This is a genomic window from Vallitalea longa (assembly GCF_027923465.1).
Taxonomy (GTDB): Bacteria; Bacillota; Clostridia; order Lachnospirales; family Vallitaleaceae; genus Vallitalea; species Vallitalea longa.
Genome location: NZ_BRLB01000021.1, coordinates 21,062 through 39,989 on the forward strand (window position 1 = coordinate 21,062; position 18,928 = coordinate 39,989).

General features: G+C 28.4%; 15 protein-coding genes. All 15 read left to right on the forward strand.

Annotated elements, in window-relative coordinates; genetic code table 11:
* Nucleotides 1–39: 39 nt before the first annotated feature.
* Nucleotides 40–1,257, forward strand: coding sequence for an O-antigen ligase family protein (locus QMG30_RS21450; RefSeq protein ID WP_281819048.1), 1,218 nt, complete (start codon nt 40–42; stop codon nt 1,255–1,257).
* 54 nt (nt 1,258–1,311) lie between these two features.
* Nucleotides 1,312–2,226: an ATP-grasp fold amidoligase family protein gene (locus QMG30_RS21455; RefSeq protein ID WP_281819049.1), complete on the forward strand. Its 915-nt coding sequence runs from the start codon at nt 1,312–1,314 to the stop codon at nt 2,224–2,226.
* Nucleotides 2,227–2,240: 14 nt separating this feature from the next.
* A complete protein-coding gene (locus QMG30_RS21460) occupies nt 2,241–3,374 on the forward strand; it encodes a CapA family protein (protein WP_281819051.1) in 1,134 nt (377 codons plus the stop codon).
* A 77-nt stretch (nt 3,375–3,451) separates the two neighbouring features.
* Nucleotides 3,452–4,399, forward strand: coding sequence for a glycosyltransferase family 2 protein (locus QMG30_RS21465; protein ID WP_281819053.1), 948 nt, complete (start codon nt 3,452–3,454; stop codon nt 4,397–4,399).
* A gap of 37 nt (nt 4,400–4,436) precedes the next feature.
* Nucleotides 4,437–5,585: a polysaccharide pyruvyl transferase family protein gene (locus QMG30_RS21470; protein ID WP_281819054.1), complete on the forward strand. Its 1,149-nt coding sequence runs from the start codon at nt 4,437–4,439 to the stop codon at nt 5,583–5,585.
* Nucleotides 5,575–7,107 carry a lipopolysaccharide biosynthesis protein gene (locus QMG30_RS21475; RefSeq protein ID WP_281819056.1) on the forward strand — a complete coding sequence of 511 codons (1,533 nt, stop codon included), beginning with the start codon at nt 5,575–5,577 and terminating at the stop codon, nt 7,105–7,107. Before QMG30_RS21470 ends, QMG30_RS21475 begins: the two co-directional genes overlap by 11 nt.
* Nucleotides 7,108–7,360: 253 nt before the next feature.
* The gene (locus QMG30_RS21480; protein WP_281819057.1) at nt 7,361–8,551 is read left to right on the forward strand and encodes a Coenzyme F420 hydrogenase/dehydrogenase, beta subunit C-terminal domain; all 1,191 of its coding nucleotides are present in this window, start codon (nt 7,361–7,363) and stop codon (nt 8,549–8,551) included.
* A gap of 47 nt (nt 8,552–8,598) precedes the next feature.
* On the forward strand, nt 8,599–9,612 hold the full coding sequence (locus QMG30_RS21485) for an NAD-dependent epimerase (protein ID WP_281819059.1): 1,014 nt from the start codon (nt 8,599–8,601) through the stop codon (nt 9,610–9,612).
* A gap of 58 nt (nt 9,613–9,670) precedes the next feature.
* Nucleotides 9,671–10,837 carry a nucleotide sugar dehydrogenase gene (locus QMG30_RS21490; RefSeq protein ID WP_281819060.1) on the forward strand — a complete coding sequence of 389 codons (1,167 nt, stop codon included), beginning with the start codon at nt 9,671–9,673 and terminating at the stop codon, nt 10,835–10,837.
* Between the two features lie 349 nt (nt 10,838–11,186).
* Nucleotides 11,187–13,124, forward strand: a complete 1,938-nt coding sequence (locus QMG30_RS21495; protein ID WP_281819061.1) for a polysaccharide biosynthesis protein — start codon at nt 11,187–11,189, stop codon at nt 13,122–13,124.
* 103 nt (nt 13,125–13,227) lie between these two features.
* Complete coding sequence (locus QMG30_RS21500; protein ID WP_281819062.1) at nt 13,228–15,717, forward strand: S-layer homology domain-containing protein; 2,490 nt, start codon at nt 13,228–13,230, stop codon at nt 15,715–15,717.
* 83 nt (nt 15,718–15,800) lie between these two features.
* Nucleotides 15,801–16,499 carry a hypothetical protein gene (locus QMG30_RS21505; RefSeq protein ID WP_281819064.1) on the forward strand — a complete coding sequence of 233 codons (699 nt, stop codon included), beginning with the start codon at nt 15,801–15,803 and terminating at the stop codon, nt 16,497–16,499.
* A gap of 43 nt (nt 16,500–16,542) precedes the next feature.
* The gene (locus QMG30_RS21510) at nt 16,543–17,331 is read left to right on the forward strand and encodes a tyrosine-protein phosphatase (RefSeq protein WP_281819065.1); all 789 of its coding nucleotides are present in this window, start codon (nt 16,543–16,545) and stop codon (nt 17,329–17,331) included.
* 26 nt (nt 17,332–17,357) lie between these two features.
* Nucleotides 17,358–18,047, forward strand: a complete 690-nt coding sequence (locus QMG30_RS21515) for a YveK family protein (RefSeq protein WP_281819066.1) — start codon at nt 17,358–17,360, stop codon at nt 18,045–18,047.
* Between the two features lie 2 nt (nt 18,048–18,049).
* Nucleotides 18,050–18,772 carry a CpsD/CapB family tyrosine-protein kinase gene (locus QMG30_RS21520; RefSeq protein WP_281819067.1) on the forward strand — a complete coding sequence of 241 codons (723 nt, stop codon included), beginning with the start codon at nt 18,050–18,052 and terminating at the stop codon, nt 18,770–18,772.
* Nucleotides 18,773–18,928: the final 156 nt, after the last annotated feature.

Consider the following 18,928-nt stretch of genomic DNA (forward strand, 5'->3'; position numbering starts at 1 on the left):
GCATAATTTTTTATTAATAAAGATGTTAGGTGATTGAAATTGAAAAAGACTATTAAAACAACACACACATATACTATAGAATTTTTGTTAACCATAATTCTTTTATTTACTATGTATACTGATATGACAACACAAGGAATATATTACAGCAAATTTGTTATAATTGGCATCACATTATTAATTTGTGGTATAAAATATAAAAAAATATATTATGATAAAAGCATTTATATATACTTTTTATTTTTAGTAGTAGTTTGTGCATCAGGTATTTATGGTATAAGAAATGATGTATTTGTTGGTAATATTATTACTTTAATATGCTGTTTAGTATTATTAATTATTATACCATTAATAATCAATACGCAACAAAGATTAGATATTTTTATGATTTGCATTATTCTTTTTGGATTTATAATGAGTATATATTCAATTTCTTTAACAGATTTTAATAGATTAATGGAAGGTACATATTATGCTTCAAATGTGTTACTAAAAAAAATCGGAAATCGTAATGCTGTTGCTATGCTAATTGGATTTTCATTCAATATGTCCGTGTATAGATTATTATATAAAAAAGAATACAAAAATATTTTTTGTTTAGTAGTAATGTTTTTGGCGATTTTATTAACTGGATCTAGAAAAGGAGTAATATTTTGTGTTATTCCAATATCATTAAATTTATTTATTATAATATTGAACACCAAAAAAATTAAAAAAAAGATAAGATATTTAATAATGTTTGTTTTTTTATTTATAACAACATATTATGCACTATTTAATATAGACTTTTTGTATAATAATATTGGATGGAGAATAGATAGTATTTTTAAGAATATATTCTTTAATGAAGTCAGCTTAGAGGGGTCGTTTAATGTTAGAAAAACAATGATTAAATTAGGACTAGAGTATTTTAAAGAAAGACCTATTTTCGGTCATGGTATAGAAAATTTTAGATATTTATATGGTTGGCAAAGTGGACATGAGACATATTCTCACAATAACTATATAGAATTATTAGTTGATAATGGTTTGGTTGGTTTTTTGCTTTATTATTTATTTTACATAAGTATCATTATAAAAACAAATATTAATAGAATTAAATCGAAAATAAAAAATGAAAAAGATTATTATGTTTTTTGTATTTCATTATTATTATGTATGCTAATAATTGATTGGGGATTAATTAGTTATAAATGGTATCCAAATTACTTAATGTTAGCTTTAGCTTTAATAAAAACAAAATCATCAGTAAAATAAATTAGTTTTATAATTTGAAAATTAATAGAAGTTAATTATGGAGATGAATAGCATATGAAATATAAAAAAATAATAGAAGTATTTAATAATCCATATAAATTGATATCTTATTTTGGAGAAAAAGGAATATTAAAGATTATTCCTGATGATATTTATCTTAAGTTAATTTATCGTGGGAAAATGAAAAAGAAATTAAGATTTCAAAACCCTAAAACTTTTAACGAAAAACTTCAATGGCTCAAAATATATGATAGAAATCCTTCATATACTCAATTAGTTGATAAGTATGATGTTAGAAAATATATAGCTAGAATTATTGGAGAAAAATATCTTATTCCATTAATAGGAGTATGGAATAGATTTGAAGATATTGATTTTTCTAAACTACCCAATCAATTTGTACTAAAATGTAACCATGATTCAGGTGGACTAGTAATATGTAAGAATAAAAGTAAATTAGATATTGAAGCTGCAAAAAGGAAAATTAATAAGTCCTTAAAAAGAAATTATTATTACCTAGGTAGAGAATGGCCATACAAAAATGTAAAACCAAAAATCATATGTGAAAAATATATGGTAGATGAATCAGGTACAGAACTTAAAGATTATAAATTCTTCTGCTTTGATGGCGAACCAAAAGCTCTTTTTGTGGCAACAGATAGAGATATTGACACACGATTTGATTTTTATGACACGGAATTTAAGCATCTTCCATTTATGCAACATTATAAAAATGGGATTAAAAAGATTGTTAAACCAGTAGGGTTTAATGAAATGGTAGAATTAGCATCAAAGTTGTCTAAAAATATTCCACATGTTCGAGTAGATTTCTATGATATTAAAGGTAAAATTTATTTTGGAGAGTTAACTTTTTATCATTTTAGTGGATTTGAAAAGTTTGAGCCTGAAAAATATGATGAAATTTTTGGTAGTTGGATAAAGTTACCTTCAAAAACAGAAAATAATTAGGGAGATTATATTATATGAAAATACTAATAGCAGGAGATTTAGTGCCAACACAATCCAATATAGATTTATTCAACAATGCTGATATAAACACTTTACTCGGTGAAGATTTACTCTCATTATGGAACAATATAGATGCAAGAATTTTTAATTTAGAAGTACCTCTTACAGATAAAGAAAATTTCATAAATAAGTGTGGACCTAATCTTATTTCTCCTACAAGTACAGTAAATGGAATCAAAGCTCTTAATCCATCATTAATTACTTTAGCAAATAATCATATTTTGGATCAGGGGGAACAAGGTCTTATATCAACACAGAATGTTTTGAATAGAAACAAGTTACCTTTTATTGGAGTAGGAGACAATCTAACTGAAGCAAGTAAGACATATATACTTCAACAGAATGGATTAAAAATAGGTATATATGCTTGTGCGGAATGTGAATTTTCTATAGCAACTGAAAATACTTCTGGTGCAAATCCTTTTAATCCATTAGAAAGCCTTGATCATATATATAAGTTGAAAGATAAGTGTGATTACGTGATTGTTTTGTATCATGGAGGGAAAGAGCATTATCGTTATCCAACACCCTATCTTCAAAAGGTTTGTAGGAAGATAATTCAAAAGGGTGCAGATTTAGTAGTATGTCAACATAGTCATTGTATAGGATGCTTTGAAAAATATCAGGATTCAACTATCTTATATGGACAAGGCAATTTTATATTTGATTATTCAGATAGTGAATATTGGCAGACCAGTTTATTAATAAAGATAGAAATTAATCATGTACTAAATGTAGAATATATTCCAGTTGTAAAGAAAAAGAATGTTGTTCGGTTAGCAGAAGGAGATAAATCTGAAGAAATATTAGAAAACTTCTATTTACGATCATCTAATATATTACAAGAGGATTTTATTGAAAAAAAGTATAATAAATATGCTGAAAAAAATATAGAGCTATATTTAAGAAGTTTTTTAGGGTTTGGGAAATGGTTATCAAGAATTGACAGACATTTGTTAAAGGGATATTTGTTAAGGCATAAATATAATAAAAAGAAATTATTAGCAATACATAATTATATAGAATGTGAGGCACATAGAGAATTAGTTATTGAAGGATTAAGGTCTAAAGAAAATAACATAGGATAGTTAGGAAAATAAGTATTAGAAAATTTAATAAATAATTTTTTAGAAATATTTTTGTACATAGGATATGAGGTGATTTTATGGAATTTTCAGTAATTATTCCATTATATAATAAAGAAAATCATGTAGGAAGAGCAATTAAATCTGTAATAAATCAAACCTATAAAGATTTTGAGATTATTGTTATTGATGATGGTTCAACAGATAATAGTGCTAAAGAGGTAATTAAGATAAAAGATTCTAGAATTAGGCTTATAAGACAAAATAATGGTGGCGTATCATCTGCACGAAATAAGGGAATTGCTGAGGCCAAGTATGATTATATTGGTTTTTTAGATGCTGATGATATATGGATGCCCAATTTTCTTCAATCAATTAAAAATTTGATTAAACAATATCCTATGGCAGGAGTTTATGCTACATCTTACAGAATACAAAGAGGAGATGGTGCTATAATTACATCTTTAAGTGGGAGGAATCTTAAAAAAAATTGGAAAGGTATAATTGATGATTATTTTAGATTCTCATTAAATGCTCCATTAATCTCAGCTTCATCTGTAGTTGTACCTAAAAAGATTTTTAATCATTTAGGGAATTTCAATGTAAAGCTTAATAGGGGTGAGGATTTAGATATGTGGTGTAGAATAGCTTTGAAATATAGGATAGCATATTTTAACAGTATATGTGCTACATATTTTCATGATGCGGAAAATAGAGCTTGTAATAAAAAAGTTAATATATATTATGCTTTTTCTAATTATGCAGAAGATATTTTGTTACAAGAGAAAGAATCTGGAAACAATTCAGTATATTTTGAAGAATATATGATAAAAAAGATAATTAATAAATCTAAATTACTTATTTTTGAAGATAAGTGTAAAGAAGGTAGACAACTTTTATATAAATATAGATATACAAAATTAAATAAAAAGGTTTTAGTAAAAGTTTATATATTAAGTTTTATACCAAAACGGTTATTTAATTTATTTTTATGTTTTAAAGGTAAAATAAAAAAAGTAGTAGGATAATAAATTAGATTCTAGAAATGAGGGTATAATAAGTGAAATGAAAAAAAAAGTTGGAATAATAACTTTACATGGTTATGAAAACTACGGAAATAAACTTCAAAATTATGCATTACAAGAAGTGATTAAAAATCTTGGATATTTACCACATACTGTAGTGATACAAGAAGTTTACAAAAATGAGAACAAATGCTTGAGAATATTTAAGAAAGCTATAAAAATGTCTTTTAAGGAATTGTTTAAGAATTTAGTAGAAAAAATTGATAAAAGGAAATTTTATTATGAAAATAAAGCTTTGATTGATAAAAGAATAAAGTGTTTTAAAAAGTTCTCGCAGATACATTTAAATGAAAAATTTTACAATAATTCAAATTTAGAATTAGAGAAAATTTCAAGTGAATATGATTTTTTTATTACTGGAAGTGATCAAGTTTGGAATCCTTTGTATATAAAAAAAGCTCCTATTTATTTTCTAACATTTACAGAAAAAAGAAAAAGAATTTCTTACGCACCTAGTTTTGGTAGATCGAATATACCTCTTGAATATAAAGAAAAATATAAAACTTGGTTATCTAGAATGGAATTCTTATCTGTAAGAGAAGAAGCAGGTGCTAAGATTATACATGAGCTATCAGGAAAAAAAGCTTTAGTTTTAGTAGACCCAACTTTAATGATTACAAAAGAACAATGGTTAACGATATCTAATAAATGTCCTAGTAAGCCTAAAAGCAAATATATATTAACATATTTTTTAGGAATATCGTCTAAAGAAACTGAACAATATATTAGTAATATTTCTAAATATTATAATTTAAGAATAGTAAATTTGGTAGATATAAAAGATAAACAAAATTATACAACAGGACCAAGTGAATTTATTGATTATATTAATTCAGCCAGTGTTTTTTTTACAGATTCTTTTCATGGAGTTGTTTTTTCAATTTTGATGGAGACTCCATTTGTTGTATATAATAGAATAAGTAAATCATCATCTATGTATTCTAGAATTGAAACTCTTCTGGATATGTTTCGATTTAGATGTAGAGAGGTTCATAATATTAATAGTAAAGATCAAATTTTTAATATGGATTTTTCTCATGTTGGTCCAATTTTAGAATTAGAACGTAAAAAAGCTGTAGATTATCTAAAAGAAGCATTAAATATTGAGGATGAAGTTAATGAGGATTAATCAGTTAAAAGCAGGAGCTGTTTTATCATATATATCTATGGGGCTGGGGTATATTATATCAATAATATATACTCCCATTATGCTACGCTTATTGGGACAAAGTGAATATGGACTGTATAATTTAGTATCTTCAGTAGTTAGTTATCTGGGATTACTTAGTTTTGGTTTTGGTAGTGCTTACATGAGATACTACTTGTGTTATAAAGCTAAGAATGATGAGGATAATATTGCTAAACTTAATGGAATGTTTCTAATTGTGTTTTCGGCAATTGGGTTGATTACCGTTATAGTAGGAACTATATTTGTTTTTAATATTGACTTAATTTTAGGTGGAAAACTTACAATAAATGAATTAGCTAAATCAAAGATTTTGGTGATAATAATGGTTATTAATATTGCATTATCTTTTCCAATGAGTGTGTTTAATTCTCATATTACTGCTAATGAGAAATATATTTTCCAAAAGTTGATACAAATGATTAAGATTATTGTAAACCCTTTTATTATGCTACCGGTATTATTAATGGGTTATAAATCAATTGGTATGGTTATTGTGACAACGGTACTTAATATTTCTATAGAGATAGCTAATGCAACTTTTTGTTTTAAAAAGTTAAAAATTAGATTTTCATTCCGCCATTTTGATTTTTCTTTAATGAAAGAAATGACAGTTTTTTCGTCATTTATATTTATAAATATGATTATTGATCAGATAAATTGGAATGTGGATAAATTTATTTTAGGGAGAATTAGGGGTACTGTTGCAGTTGCTACATATGGGTTAGCAGCACAGTTTAATACATATTATTTATCTTTATCTACAGCAATATCTAATGTATTTATACCAAGAGTCAATAAAATAGTAGCTACCACTAATGATAATCAGGAATTGAGTGATTTATTTACTAGAATAGGAAGATTACAGTTTATATTGCTTTCGCTAGTATGTTCAGGACTTATTTTCTTTGGAAAATCATTTATTAATATGTGGGCAGGTGCTGATTATAATGAGTCATATGCAATAATGTTGCTACTTATTATTCCCGTGACAATACCATTAATACAAAATTTAGGTATAGAAATCCAAAAGGCTAAGAATATGCATAAATTTCGTTCTAAAGTGTATTTATTTATAGCAATATTAAATGTTCTTATAAGTATTCCTCTTGCTAAAATGTATGGAGGGATTGGAAGTGCATTAGGTACAGCAATTTCTTTATTAATAGGTAATGGTTTAATTATGAATTGGTATTATCATAAAAGAATTGGTTTGAATATTAATTATTTCTGGAGTCAGATAGTAAAATTTGTTCCGTCTCTTTTATTACCAATATCTGTTGGAGTATTATTAAATATGTTTGTTGAACTAAACAATGTTGTAGTTTTTTTAGAGTCTGTAATTATCTATGTAGCAGTATTTGGTTTGTCTATGTCGTGCTTTGGGATGAATAAATATGAAAAGAACTTAATTAGTAAACCTATAAAAAAAATTATAAAGAAATGTAAAAAATATAGTCAGTAATGTAACGAATACTAAAAATAAAATTTCAAACTAATTATTACTATTTCAATGTACTGAAAAAAGTATTGGTATGTAAATGATTGTATATCATCATGTAATTTGCCTATTGGATTATTGTGAGACATTTTATTAATTAATACAAGTTGTTATAATACTAATTTATAGCTTTTGTAGTATTTTCGTTACTAAATAAATTTTTTAGGCAATAAGATATTTAGTAAGTTATTAAGATTTAATTATTGAGGGTGAATTTATGGTGAAGATGATTAATAAAAAAGACTGTACAGGGTGTCATGCCTGTTATAATATATGTCCACAAAATTGTATTTCTATGCAGAGTGATAATGAAGGGTTTCGGTATCCAATTATTGATATGGATAAATGTATTGATTGTGGGTTATGTGATAGAGTGTGTCCAGTTTTAAATTTAGAAAAAATCCAAAATAAGCCACATGCTTATGCTTGTATAAATAAAGATGAGACAATAAGGATAAAAAGTTCATCTGGAGGGATATTTACTCTAGTGGCCGAAATAGTAATTGATAATGGTGGAGTAGTTTTTGGAGTGGGATTCAATGAAAATTTTGAAGTAGAACATAGATATATTGAAACAAAAGAAGAACTAGAAAAATTACGTGGATCTAAATATGTACAAAGTAGAATTGGAGATACATTCAAACAAGCAAAAACATTTCTAAGACAAGGAAGAAAAGTTCTATTTACGGGAACACCTTGTCAGATTGGTGGATTAAAATCATATTTAGGACAAATTTATGATAATTTGATTTGTATTGATATTGTTTGCCATGGAGTACCATCTCCAGATGTTTGGCATAAGTATATTGAATATCGAGAGGAAAAAGTTGGATTACCAACACAGAGAATCGCTTTCAGAAGTAAGAATGAAGGCTGGAAGCGATTCTCTGTATCATTCTTATTTAAGAATAATATAGAGTATCAAAAAACACTTGACAAAGATTATTTTATGAAAGCTTTTTTAAAGAATATTTGTTTGCGTCCATCTTGCTATGAATGTAATTTTAAATCGTTAAATAGACAAAGTGATATTACTCTTGCAGACTTTTGGGGTATATGGAACGTATTACCAGAGATGGATGATGATAAAGGAACATCACTTATCTTTGTAAATAGTGATATTGGAAAATCTATGATAAAACAGATTAGGCATAAAATTATATATAAGGAAGTGAATATTGAGGAAGCTGTTAAGTATAATTCGGCAGCAATAAAATCAGTTGCATATAATACAAAACGAGTAGATTTTTTTAATCATTTAAATGATTATTCTTTTGATAGGTTAGTAATGAAGTATTGTTCAGATAAATTATTAATAAGATTAAAAAGAAAAGTTAAATTTATAGTACGTGTTATATTAATAAAAACAGGTTTATTAAGGATTGCTAAAGTTATTTTAGGTAAGTAGAAATAACTATTTTAATAGTTAATTAAAATGAAATGAGGTAGTAAAAGATGAATTCTAAAATTTTAGTTACAGGAGTAGCCGGTTTCATAGGATTTCACCTATCATCCTTATTACTTGATTATGATTATCAGGTGATAGGAATTGATAACTTAAATGACTATTACGTCACAAAGATAAAAGAAGACCGTATTAAAAATTTACAAAAACACAGTAACTTTATTTTCCACAAAATAGATTTAAAGGACAAGACTACACTAGATAATATCTTCAAAACTTATCATCCAGATTATGTAATAAACCTAGCTGCTCAAGCAGGGGTTCGTTATTCTATAGAAAATCCATACGCTTATGTAGATTCAAACTTAATAGGCTTTATGAATATTCTAGAAGCATGTAGGAATTATCCAGTAAAACATTTACTTTATGCTTCATCAAGTTCAGTTTACGGTGGTAATAAGGTAGCACCATTTTCAACAAATCATAATGTAGACCATCCAGTAAGTCTTTATGCAGCTACTAAAAAATCAAATGAACTGATGGCACATACATATAGCCATCTTTATGGTATACCAACAACAGGATTAAGATTTTTTACTGTATATGGTCCATGGGGTAGACCTGATATGGCTTATTTTTCATTTACCAAAAATATTCTAGCAGGAAAACCAATTAAAGTTTTTAATCATGGTAAGATGGAAAGAGATTTTACATATATAGATGATATTGTTGAAGGAATATATAAGTTAATAGATAAAATTCCAACAGCTAATAAAGATTGGGATGAAAGTAGAGATAGTCTAAGTACAAGCTTTGCACCTTACAAAATATATAACATTGGAAATAATAATCCAGTACAATTAATGAGGTTTATTAATGCTCTTGAAAATGCATTGGGTGTTGAAGCAGAAAAGATATATATGGATATGCAGCCAGGTGATGTATTGAGAACATATGCTGATGTAAGTGATTTAGAGAAAGACATTGACTTCAGACCAATTACTAGTATTGAGGATGGATTACAGAAGTTTGTAGATTGGTATAGAGATTATTATAAGGTTTAATAATACACCAATCAATTATATATAATTAACTTATATTAAAATCAAGGGGGCACTTTAAATGAAAATAACTATTGCTGGAACAGGATATGTAGGATTATCCAATGCAATCTTATTAGCACAACATAATGAAGTAATGGCATTAGATATTATTAAAGAAAAAGTAGACATGATTAATAATAAAAAATCACCTATTATTGATAAAGAAATTAAAGAATATCTATCAACCAAAGAATTGAATCTAGTAGCAACAACAGATAATTACGTAGCATTTAAAGATGCTGATTATGTAATTATTTCTACACCTACTAATTATGATCCAGAAAGAAACTATTTTAACACAAGAACAGTGGAAGCAGTAATTGCTAATGTGTTATCAATTAATCCAGAAGCAGTTATGGTAATAAAATCAACTGTACCAGTTGGATATGTAGAAAAAGTAAAGGCAATGTTTGAAACAGATAATATAATGTTTTCACCAGAATTTTTGCGTGAAGGAAAAGCGTTATATGATAATCTATATCCTTCAAGAATTATTGTAGGTGAACAATCAGAAAGAGCAAAAGTGTTTGCTAATTTACTTGTAGAAGGTGCCATTAAAAAAGATATTGATGTCCTTTTTACAAATTCCACAGAAGCAGAGGCAATAAAATTATTCTCTAATACATATCTAGCAATGAGAGTAGCTTATTTTAATGAGCTTGATACATATGCAGAAGTTAGAGAACTTGATACAAAACAAATAATTGAAGGTGTATGCTTAGACCCTAGAATAGGTAAACATTATAATAATCCATCTTTTGGTTATGGTGGATATTGTTTACCAAAGGATACTAAGCAATTACTAGCAAATTATTCTGATGTACCACAAAACATAATGGCAGCAATAGTTGATGCCAATAGAACAAGAAAAGATCATGTAGCTGATATGATTATTAAAAGGAAACCTAAAATAGTAGGTATTTATAGGTTAACTATGAAGACTAACTCAGATAATTTTAGGCAATCATCAATACAAGGTGTCATGAAGAGGATTAAGGCTAAGGGTATTGAAGTAGTTGTATTTGAACCATCACTTAAAGAAGATACTTTTTATAATTCAAAGGTAATCAATGATATAGAAGATTTTAAAAAAATGAGTGATGTTATTGTAACAAACAGAATGTCTGAGGAAATTAAGGATGTAGAAGATAAAGTATATACTAGGGATTTATATAGCAGAGATTAAGTCGGTATATAATGAAAATTGCAAATCGTGTTTTGATTTTACACACCTCAATTTATATTGACAAAATATACCATTTGGTATATTATGATAACTGATTACATATGACATAATCTAAAGTGTGTCATTATATCGATAGAGAATTAAACAAGCTTTATCAAACAAACTTGAATTATTAATACAAAAAGAAAATTAAGAAGATATTTTTTAGTATTACTATATGTACATATTTATCATTGGATAATCTTAATTAACTTTTGGTATGTATCTAAAATATTTCGTTTTGTTATGCCTAAATACAGAATCGAGTACCGATGTTTTAATAAACTATTACGTTAAAGAGGCGAACTAAATGTACAAAAGAATGAGAATTTTATTTTTAATTTCTATGGACATAATATTAATTCAACTAGCTTACTTTATTTCAATATACTTAAGATTCGACGGATTCATAGAACAGTATGTCAACATATATTTGTCTAATATTTTTGTAATATCTGCAATAAAAATATGTGTACTCTATATGTTCAAGTTGTATCAGAGTTTATGGAAATACGCAAGTATAGAAGAATTGTTACAGGTAGTAGGTGGAGTTTTATGTGCAAACGGTGCATTTGTAGCCTATATGTATCTGCAACAACAACATTTACCCAGATCAATATATGTAGTTACTACGTTACTAGAGATAATGTTTATTGGTGGAGTACGTTTTACATATCGTATGATGAGAAGGGTAAAGAACAGTGAAATTCTATCAAGTAATGAGAGAAAAAGAATAATGATAGTTGGTGCTGGTGATGCTGGTGTTATGGTTATGAAAGAGATTAGGAATAATGATAACTTTAATGGTAAACCTGTAGCATTAATCGACGATGATGTTACGAAGCAAAGAAAAATAATCAATAATGTTCCAGTTTTAGGGCAGAGGCTGGATATAGCTAGTGTAGCATATAAGAAGAAAATAGACGAAATAATAATATGCATACCATCAGCAGATAAAAATAGTATAAAGAATATAATAGAAGAATGTAAACGTACTAAATGTAAACTAAGGATTCTTCCACGGATAGATAAGATAATAAATGGAAAAGTTAAATTAGGGGACATAAGGGATGTACAGATAGAAGATTTACTTGGAAGAGAAGAAGTCAATCTCAATATTGATGGAATCAATAATTACCTAAAAGGTAAGAAAGTAGTTGTAACAGGTGGTGGAGGTTCTATCGGATCAGAGTTATGTAGGCAGATTGCTTCATTTGGTCCACGTGAATTAGTTATTATTGATATATATGAAAATAATGCTTATGATCTGCAGAATGAATTGATTAGGAAAAGCAATGTGGAACTACATAATCTATGTGATAGTAAGCAAGTGATGCATAAGGCAAAGATTAGACTTAAGGTAATTATAGCATCTGTTAGAGATAAAAAGAGAATTGACAAAATATTTAAAGATATACAACCAGATGTAGTATTTCATGCTGCAGCTCACAAACATGTACCATTAATGGAAGACAATCCTACAGAAGCTATCAAAAATAATGTGTTTGGTACTTTGAATGTTGCTCAATGTGCCGATAAATATAATGTGAAGAAGTTTGTTCTTATCTCTACAGATAAAGCAGTTAATCCAACAAATGTTATGGGAGCCACCAAGAGATTATGTGAATTAGTCATTCAATCAATAGATAAAGTAAGCAAAACAGAATTTGCTGCTGTTAGATTTGGTAATGTATTAGGAAGTAATGGTAGTGTAATTCCTTTGTTCAAAAAACAAATTGCAGAAGGGGGCCCGCTAACAGTAACTCATGAAGATATAATAAGATATTTCATGACTATACCAGAAGCTGCTAGGCTTGTTATTCAAGCTGGTGCATTAGCTAAGGGTGGAGAGATATTTATATTGGATATGGGTGAACCAGTTAAAATTATGGATTTGGCAAAGGATTTAATAAAATTATCAGGACTAAAGCCTTATACTGATATTCCTATAGAGGTAACAGGACTTAGGCCAGGTGAGAAGTTGTATGAAGAATTACTTATGGCAGAAGAAGGAATGACTTCTACTTCTCATAATAAGATATTCATAGGTAGACCTACAGATGTTGACTACATGAAGTTACTGAATTCTCTTGATGAACTTAAGAACATATTAAATAAAGATAATCATCTTCTAATTAAGAAGAGTTTATCTGACTTAATACCTACATATAAGATGGAGAATAAGGTTATCAATGGAGAGTTTATGCAGCGTATAGCTGAAAGAGAGATTGCTGCTGCTAAGGGATGAGACTAACTAATTATGGATTATCCTACAGAAAGTATTGTATAATGAAGAATATGATTTCTATTCTGTAGATATCAATAAAAACATAAGATAAGGAGAGATAAAGATGAAATGTACTAGTAGTATGAAAAAAATGTTAACACTAGTATTAGCGTTAGTATTAGTAATAACTCCTATTAACGTTAAAGCATCTGAACAATCTGAAGCTGATGAATTTGTAACAAAATTTGTTAGTGCTGTAACAGGAATGTCAGAAGCTGGTAGAGAAGGAATTGTTAATTCTGTAAAAACATTATTAAAAGCTGACCAAAAGGACGATATGAAAACATTATTAAAAGATATGTTTTCTAAATTAGAAGATGGTCAAAGGGAAAGAATTGAAACAAATCTAGAAATATCAGATTCAATGGAAGTTGTAAATGCTTTAACAGATTATGTATTAGGACAATCTGAATCTGGAGATTTAGATACAGATATACATAATTTAGAAGTGCAACTAGGTCTTGAAGAAGATGAAAATGTAGCAAGTTTAACAGAAGCTTTAAAAAGCAGAAAGTTTGGAGAAGAATTAGCTAAAATTGAAGGATTGACTCCAACTAAAGTAAAGGATAGTATAGATAAATTAGATACTATATATAAAAATTTATATGGAGCATCTGAATTTGGAACAGACATAGTTAATTTGAACACAAAAACTAATTATATGTCAATAAACAATAGTGGATTAAATAGATATTTTGACTATATGAAAAAAGTAGAAATAATTGAAAATCAAGATTCTATCAGAGCGGCTTTTCAACTAGTTATTGATGAATATAATGATAACAATAATAGAGTTGCAATCAAGTATATATTAAATGAGTATAATTTAATAAATACTTATTCATCAGGAGATAGTGGAAATAGTGGAAGTAATGGTGGAGGAAGCCATCCATCATCAGGTGATGATAGTAGTTCAACTCCTGCATCTGACCAAAAATTAGATGAATTAGCTAGCAAATTAGGTAGCGGTAAATTATCAGGTGAAGAAGCAGCTTCTAAAGTTGAAGAAATAGTTGACGAATTAGCTGAAAGCTTAGCTGATATTAAAGACCAAGAAGGTGCTTTTACAGCATTAAAATCTGTATCAGCAGTATTAGGAAGTACAGAAAAAGTTATAGGTAAGTTAAAAGATGCTGATTCTAAAAAAGAAGTTGTTAAACAAATAGAAAAGACATTAGATAGTACATTAGTAGTATTAGATATGATTGATAATGCTTCAACAGTTAATTTAAAAGCAAAAGCTATTATTGAAGATGTAGCAGGTATCAAAGATGTATTAAAAGATGATGTTGCAAGTGTTAAGAAATTAGACAAAGTAGCAGTAAATCTTGCAGAAGTAGCTGTTAGTAAAGCTGGAGCAACAAGAATTGCTACTAGCAAAGTAAATTTTGCTGGTGGAAAAGCTACAGCTGATTTATCAGAATATAGCTATAAAGCTCAAATTGAAAAAGCAGTAGAAGCAGAAAAACAAATGACTAAATTCTTAGCTGATAATAAGATTGATGCAGCTAAAGATTTTGATGTAAAAATGGTATTAGAAGTTCCAACAACTAAAAATACTAAAGAAGTTAATGTAACATTACCTGATTTAACAGATGCATTTGTTTCTGTTGATAAAGTAAAAGTTGAATCTGGTGTAGCATCATTTGAACTTAGTGCAGAAACATTTGGTAAGAAAGAAGCTGCTCAAGTGAAACTTAGTGCTACTAATGTTGATGTAAGTGCATTGACTAGTGCTCAACAACAATCTGTACCTAGTGGAGTAGAAACACTTATTGATCTTAATGCTTATACTGATGGTAATAAAGTATCAGAATTCAATAAAGCTGTAGAAGTTGCAGTTCCTTATGAATTAAAAGATGGTGAAGATGCAGAGAAAGTTTCAGTTTACTTATTAACAGATGAAGGTAAAGTTGAAAAGGCTGCTGGTAAATACGACCCATTAACAGGAAGAATTTCTGTAATGAGAAAACACTTCAGTAAGTATTTTGTAGCTGCTTCAACAGACAAATTTACTGATTTAGCTGATTACAGTTGGGCTGAAAAACCTATTGAAGTATTAGCTGGTAAAGGTATAATTAATGGTATGAGTGAAGGTATCTACGGCCCTTCTTCAAAATTGACAAGAGCTCAATTTGTTGCATTAATAACAAGAATGTATCAATTAGAAGCTAGTCAAGATTCACCATTTGAAGATGTAGCAGCTGACGCTTGGTATGTTCAAGATGTAGCAGCAGCTTATCAAAATGGTATAATCAATGGAGTATCTGAAACAGAATTTGCTCCTAACAATACAATAACAAAACAAGAAGCAGCTAAAGTTATCATGAATGTTTTAGAATACTTAGGATACAAAGAAGAAGCTAATAACGATCTTGTAAAAGATGTATATGCTGACTTCAACAATATCGATTCATGGGCTCAAGGCGCTGTTTCAACAACAGTTAGAGAAGAAATCTTCACTGCACAAAATGGTGATAATTTCAATCCAAAACAAGAAACAACTAGAGCAGAAGCAGCAGTTATGATTTATAATCTATTCTTAGTAGATTAATAGATTGATAATACATTTACTACCAGCTGCCATTTAATGGTAACTGGTAGTATTTATGAATATAAGGCAAAGGGGTGTATCCAATGAAAAACAAAAAAATCATATTTATTTTATCAGGTACGCTTATTGCAATATTTATTATTATTGGGATTAATGTTCTTGCATTTAACAAGAAGATACAGACATATGAGGTTGATGAGAATTATATTTCTCAGAATCAGATTAAAAATGACGATGAACAATTAGGTAATAAAAACAAAGATATAGATAATAGAGAAGTTGAAAGTTCAAAAGATAATGATTCGGTAGAAGAAATTACTAAGGATAAAGAGACATCTGATACTAATAAGACCAATGAGCAAGATGGTAGTGATATTAGTAAAGAAGATATAAAAGATGATAAAGCAGATGTTATAGATAGTACAAAAAATGATAATGAAGATGTAAAAAAAGAAAATAATGATATTACTCAATCTAGTGATGAAGATAATGCTGATAAATCAGATAAACCTGAAGAAGATTATAAGAGTTATACTAATCATGACTGGGTTGACGATAAGATTAATGAAAATAGAGAAGAGATCGCTGATGAGGATTTGGATACTGGATTACTTATTGGTGATAAGATAGATGATGATATTGTGTTAGGATATCTGGAAGATGGATTGACTAATGAAGAGAAAGCTGATTTAAAAGAATATTTGAAGATAGTATTGAGTGATGCAGAGTACCAAGAGATGAATGTACTATTTGATAGGTATAATTATATGATGGACGAATAAAAGAGACTAAAATGTTCCTAAGAATATTTAAGGAGGGATCTATATGATAGATATTCATAGTCATATATTATTTGGAGTTGATGATGGTTCAGCTTCATTGGAGCAGACAATGTCAATGTTAAGGATTGCAGTAGATGAAGGTATCGAGTCAATAATAGCCACCCCTCATTATATTATAGGAGCGAATAAATATACTAAAGCTGATTTATTAAGCAGGTATGAGGAAGTATGTAACATCATAGAGAAGGAAAATATACCTATTAAGCTCATGCTAGGTAATGAGTTGTTTGCTGATGCAATGCTACCTGATATGTTGGTTAATGGTGAGTGTTGTACTTTAGGGAACAGTAAATATGTTTTAGTTGAATTTTCACCAAGAACGGCGAAATATAGTATTAATAATCTGATTTATAATATTAGTTTGAAAGGCTATACACCTATTATCGCTCATCCTGAAAGGACTTTTGCGCCAGATGATGTGGATACTATTCTGAAAGAGTTAGTAAAAAAAGGTTGCTATTTGCAGATGAATTCAGGATCTGTTACTGGTATATATGGGGAAAAAGTTAATAAGATAGCTATAGAGTTGCTAGATAGACATATGGTTCATTTTGTTGCAACAGATTCTCATACTCATAGAAGACGTTCACCAAGGGTTAAAAAAGCGTATGAGTTTGTTGAAAATAGATGTGGAGCTAGATATGCTGAGCAGATATTTAATGATAACGGATTGAAGGTAATAAATGATAGTCTTATTGAATACGTTGAACCAAAAGATAAAATTAACAATGGGCTTATACATAAATTAAAATATATTTTTAACATGAACTAATAGACGAGCCAGAAGGAGACAAACTGATGGAAAATGAGTATCAAGAGATAGATTTGAAAGAGCTTATACGTGTAGTAATTAAGAAATGGTGGATTATTGCGATATTTCTTGTAATAGGTACGATTTCCACATATCTTGTTACATCTTATTGTATGAAACCAGTCTATCAAGCTAAGACATCCTTATTTATTGGTAAGGAAAAAGGCAACTTAGGAAGTATTTCTCTAGGGGATCTACAACTTAACAGTAAGTTGATAACAGATTATAGAGAGATAGCTAAGAGTAGGTTAATAGCTGATGAAGTAATTAGTAACCTTGATCTACAAATGGACCTAAAGACATTTAGATCTAATTTATCTATTAGTACAGTAAGTGATTCCAGGTTATTTACTGTCAATGTCAGTCATATTAATCCTAAATTAGCGACAGATATAGCTAATGAATTAGCTAAAACATTAGTTGAGAAGGTATCAGAGATTATTGAGGTTCAGAACATCCAAGTTATTGACAAGGCATTAGTTCCTACAAGCCCAATAAAACCTAACAAGAAATTGAATGTTGCAATAGCAGGAGTTCTATCAATCATGCTTGCATTATTTGTGATATTCTTAATTGAATACTTCGATAATACCGTTAAATCAGAAGAAGATGTAGAAAAGCATCTTGGTCTAACGGTAATTGGTGTTATACCTAAGTTTGAAGGGGAGGAACGATAATTATGGCAGATAATCTAATAACTTTCAAAGAACCGAAATCACCTATATCTGAATCATATAGGATGGTAAGAACTAATCTACATTATCTTAATATTGATAACAAGAACAAAGCTATCGTAGTAACAAGTTCTAATCCTGGTGAAGGTAAAACAACGACTATGGCTAATCTGGCTATTACAATGTCACAAGCTGGTCAGAAGGTATTATTAGTAGAATGTGACTTAAGAAAACCAAGAGTACATAAGACATTTGATTTAGATAATAATATGGGATTGGTTAATGTTATTGTTGAAAACAAATCTGTTAGGGACGTAATACATAAGATAGATTCTATTCCTAACCTTAATATAATAACTGCAGGACCTATACCACCTGATCCTGCTGAATTACTTCAATCTACTATGATGAAGGAATTGATTGATAAGTTTAAGAACGAATATGACGTAGTCCTATTTGATGCTCCACCTGTATGTAGTGTTACCGATGCAGCTATCTTATCAAATCTAGTAGACGGAGTCATTCTAGTTGTAGCTTCAGGTGAAACTAACATTGAATCTGCCAAACTTGCTAAGAAATTATTACAAAAAGTACATGCTAATATCTTAGGTGTAGTATTATCAAAAGCAGATATATCCAAAACTGGTGGATATTATTATCACTACTACGAATACGGAGAAGATGCTACAACTAAGAAACATAAGAAAAGAAAACACAAACGAAAATAAAACATATACTAATATACTCAAGGTTCTTATATCAAGGACCTTTTTTAATATTTAAATATTCTTATTGACATGATAGATTTTCCTGATATAATAATCCAGCCTAGAAGATACATGTGATTTGATTAACTATATGGTTAATCAAGTGACTGTGTATTG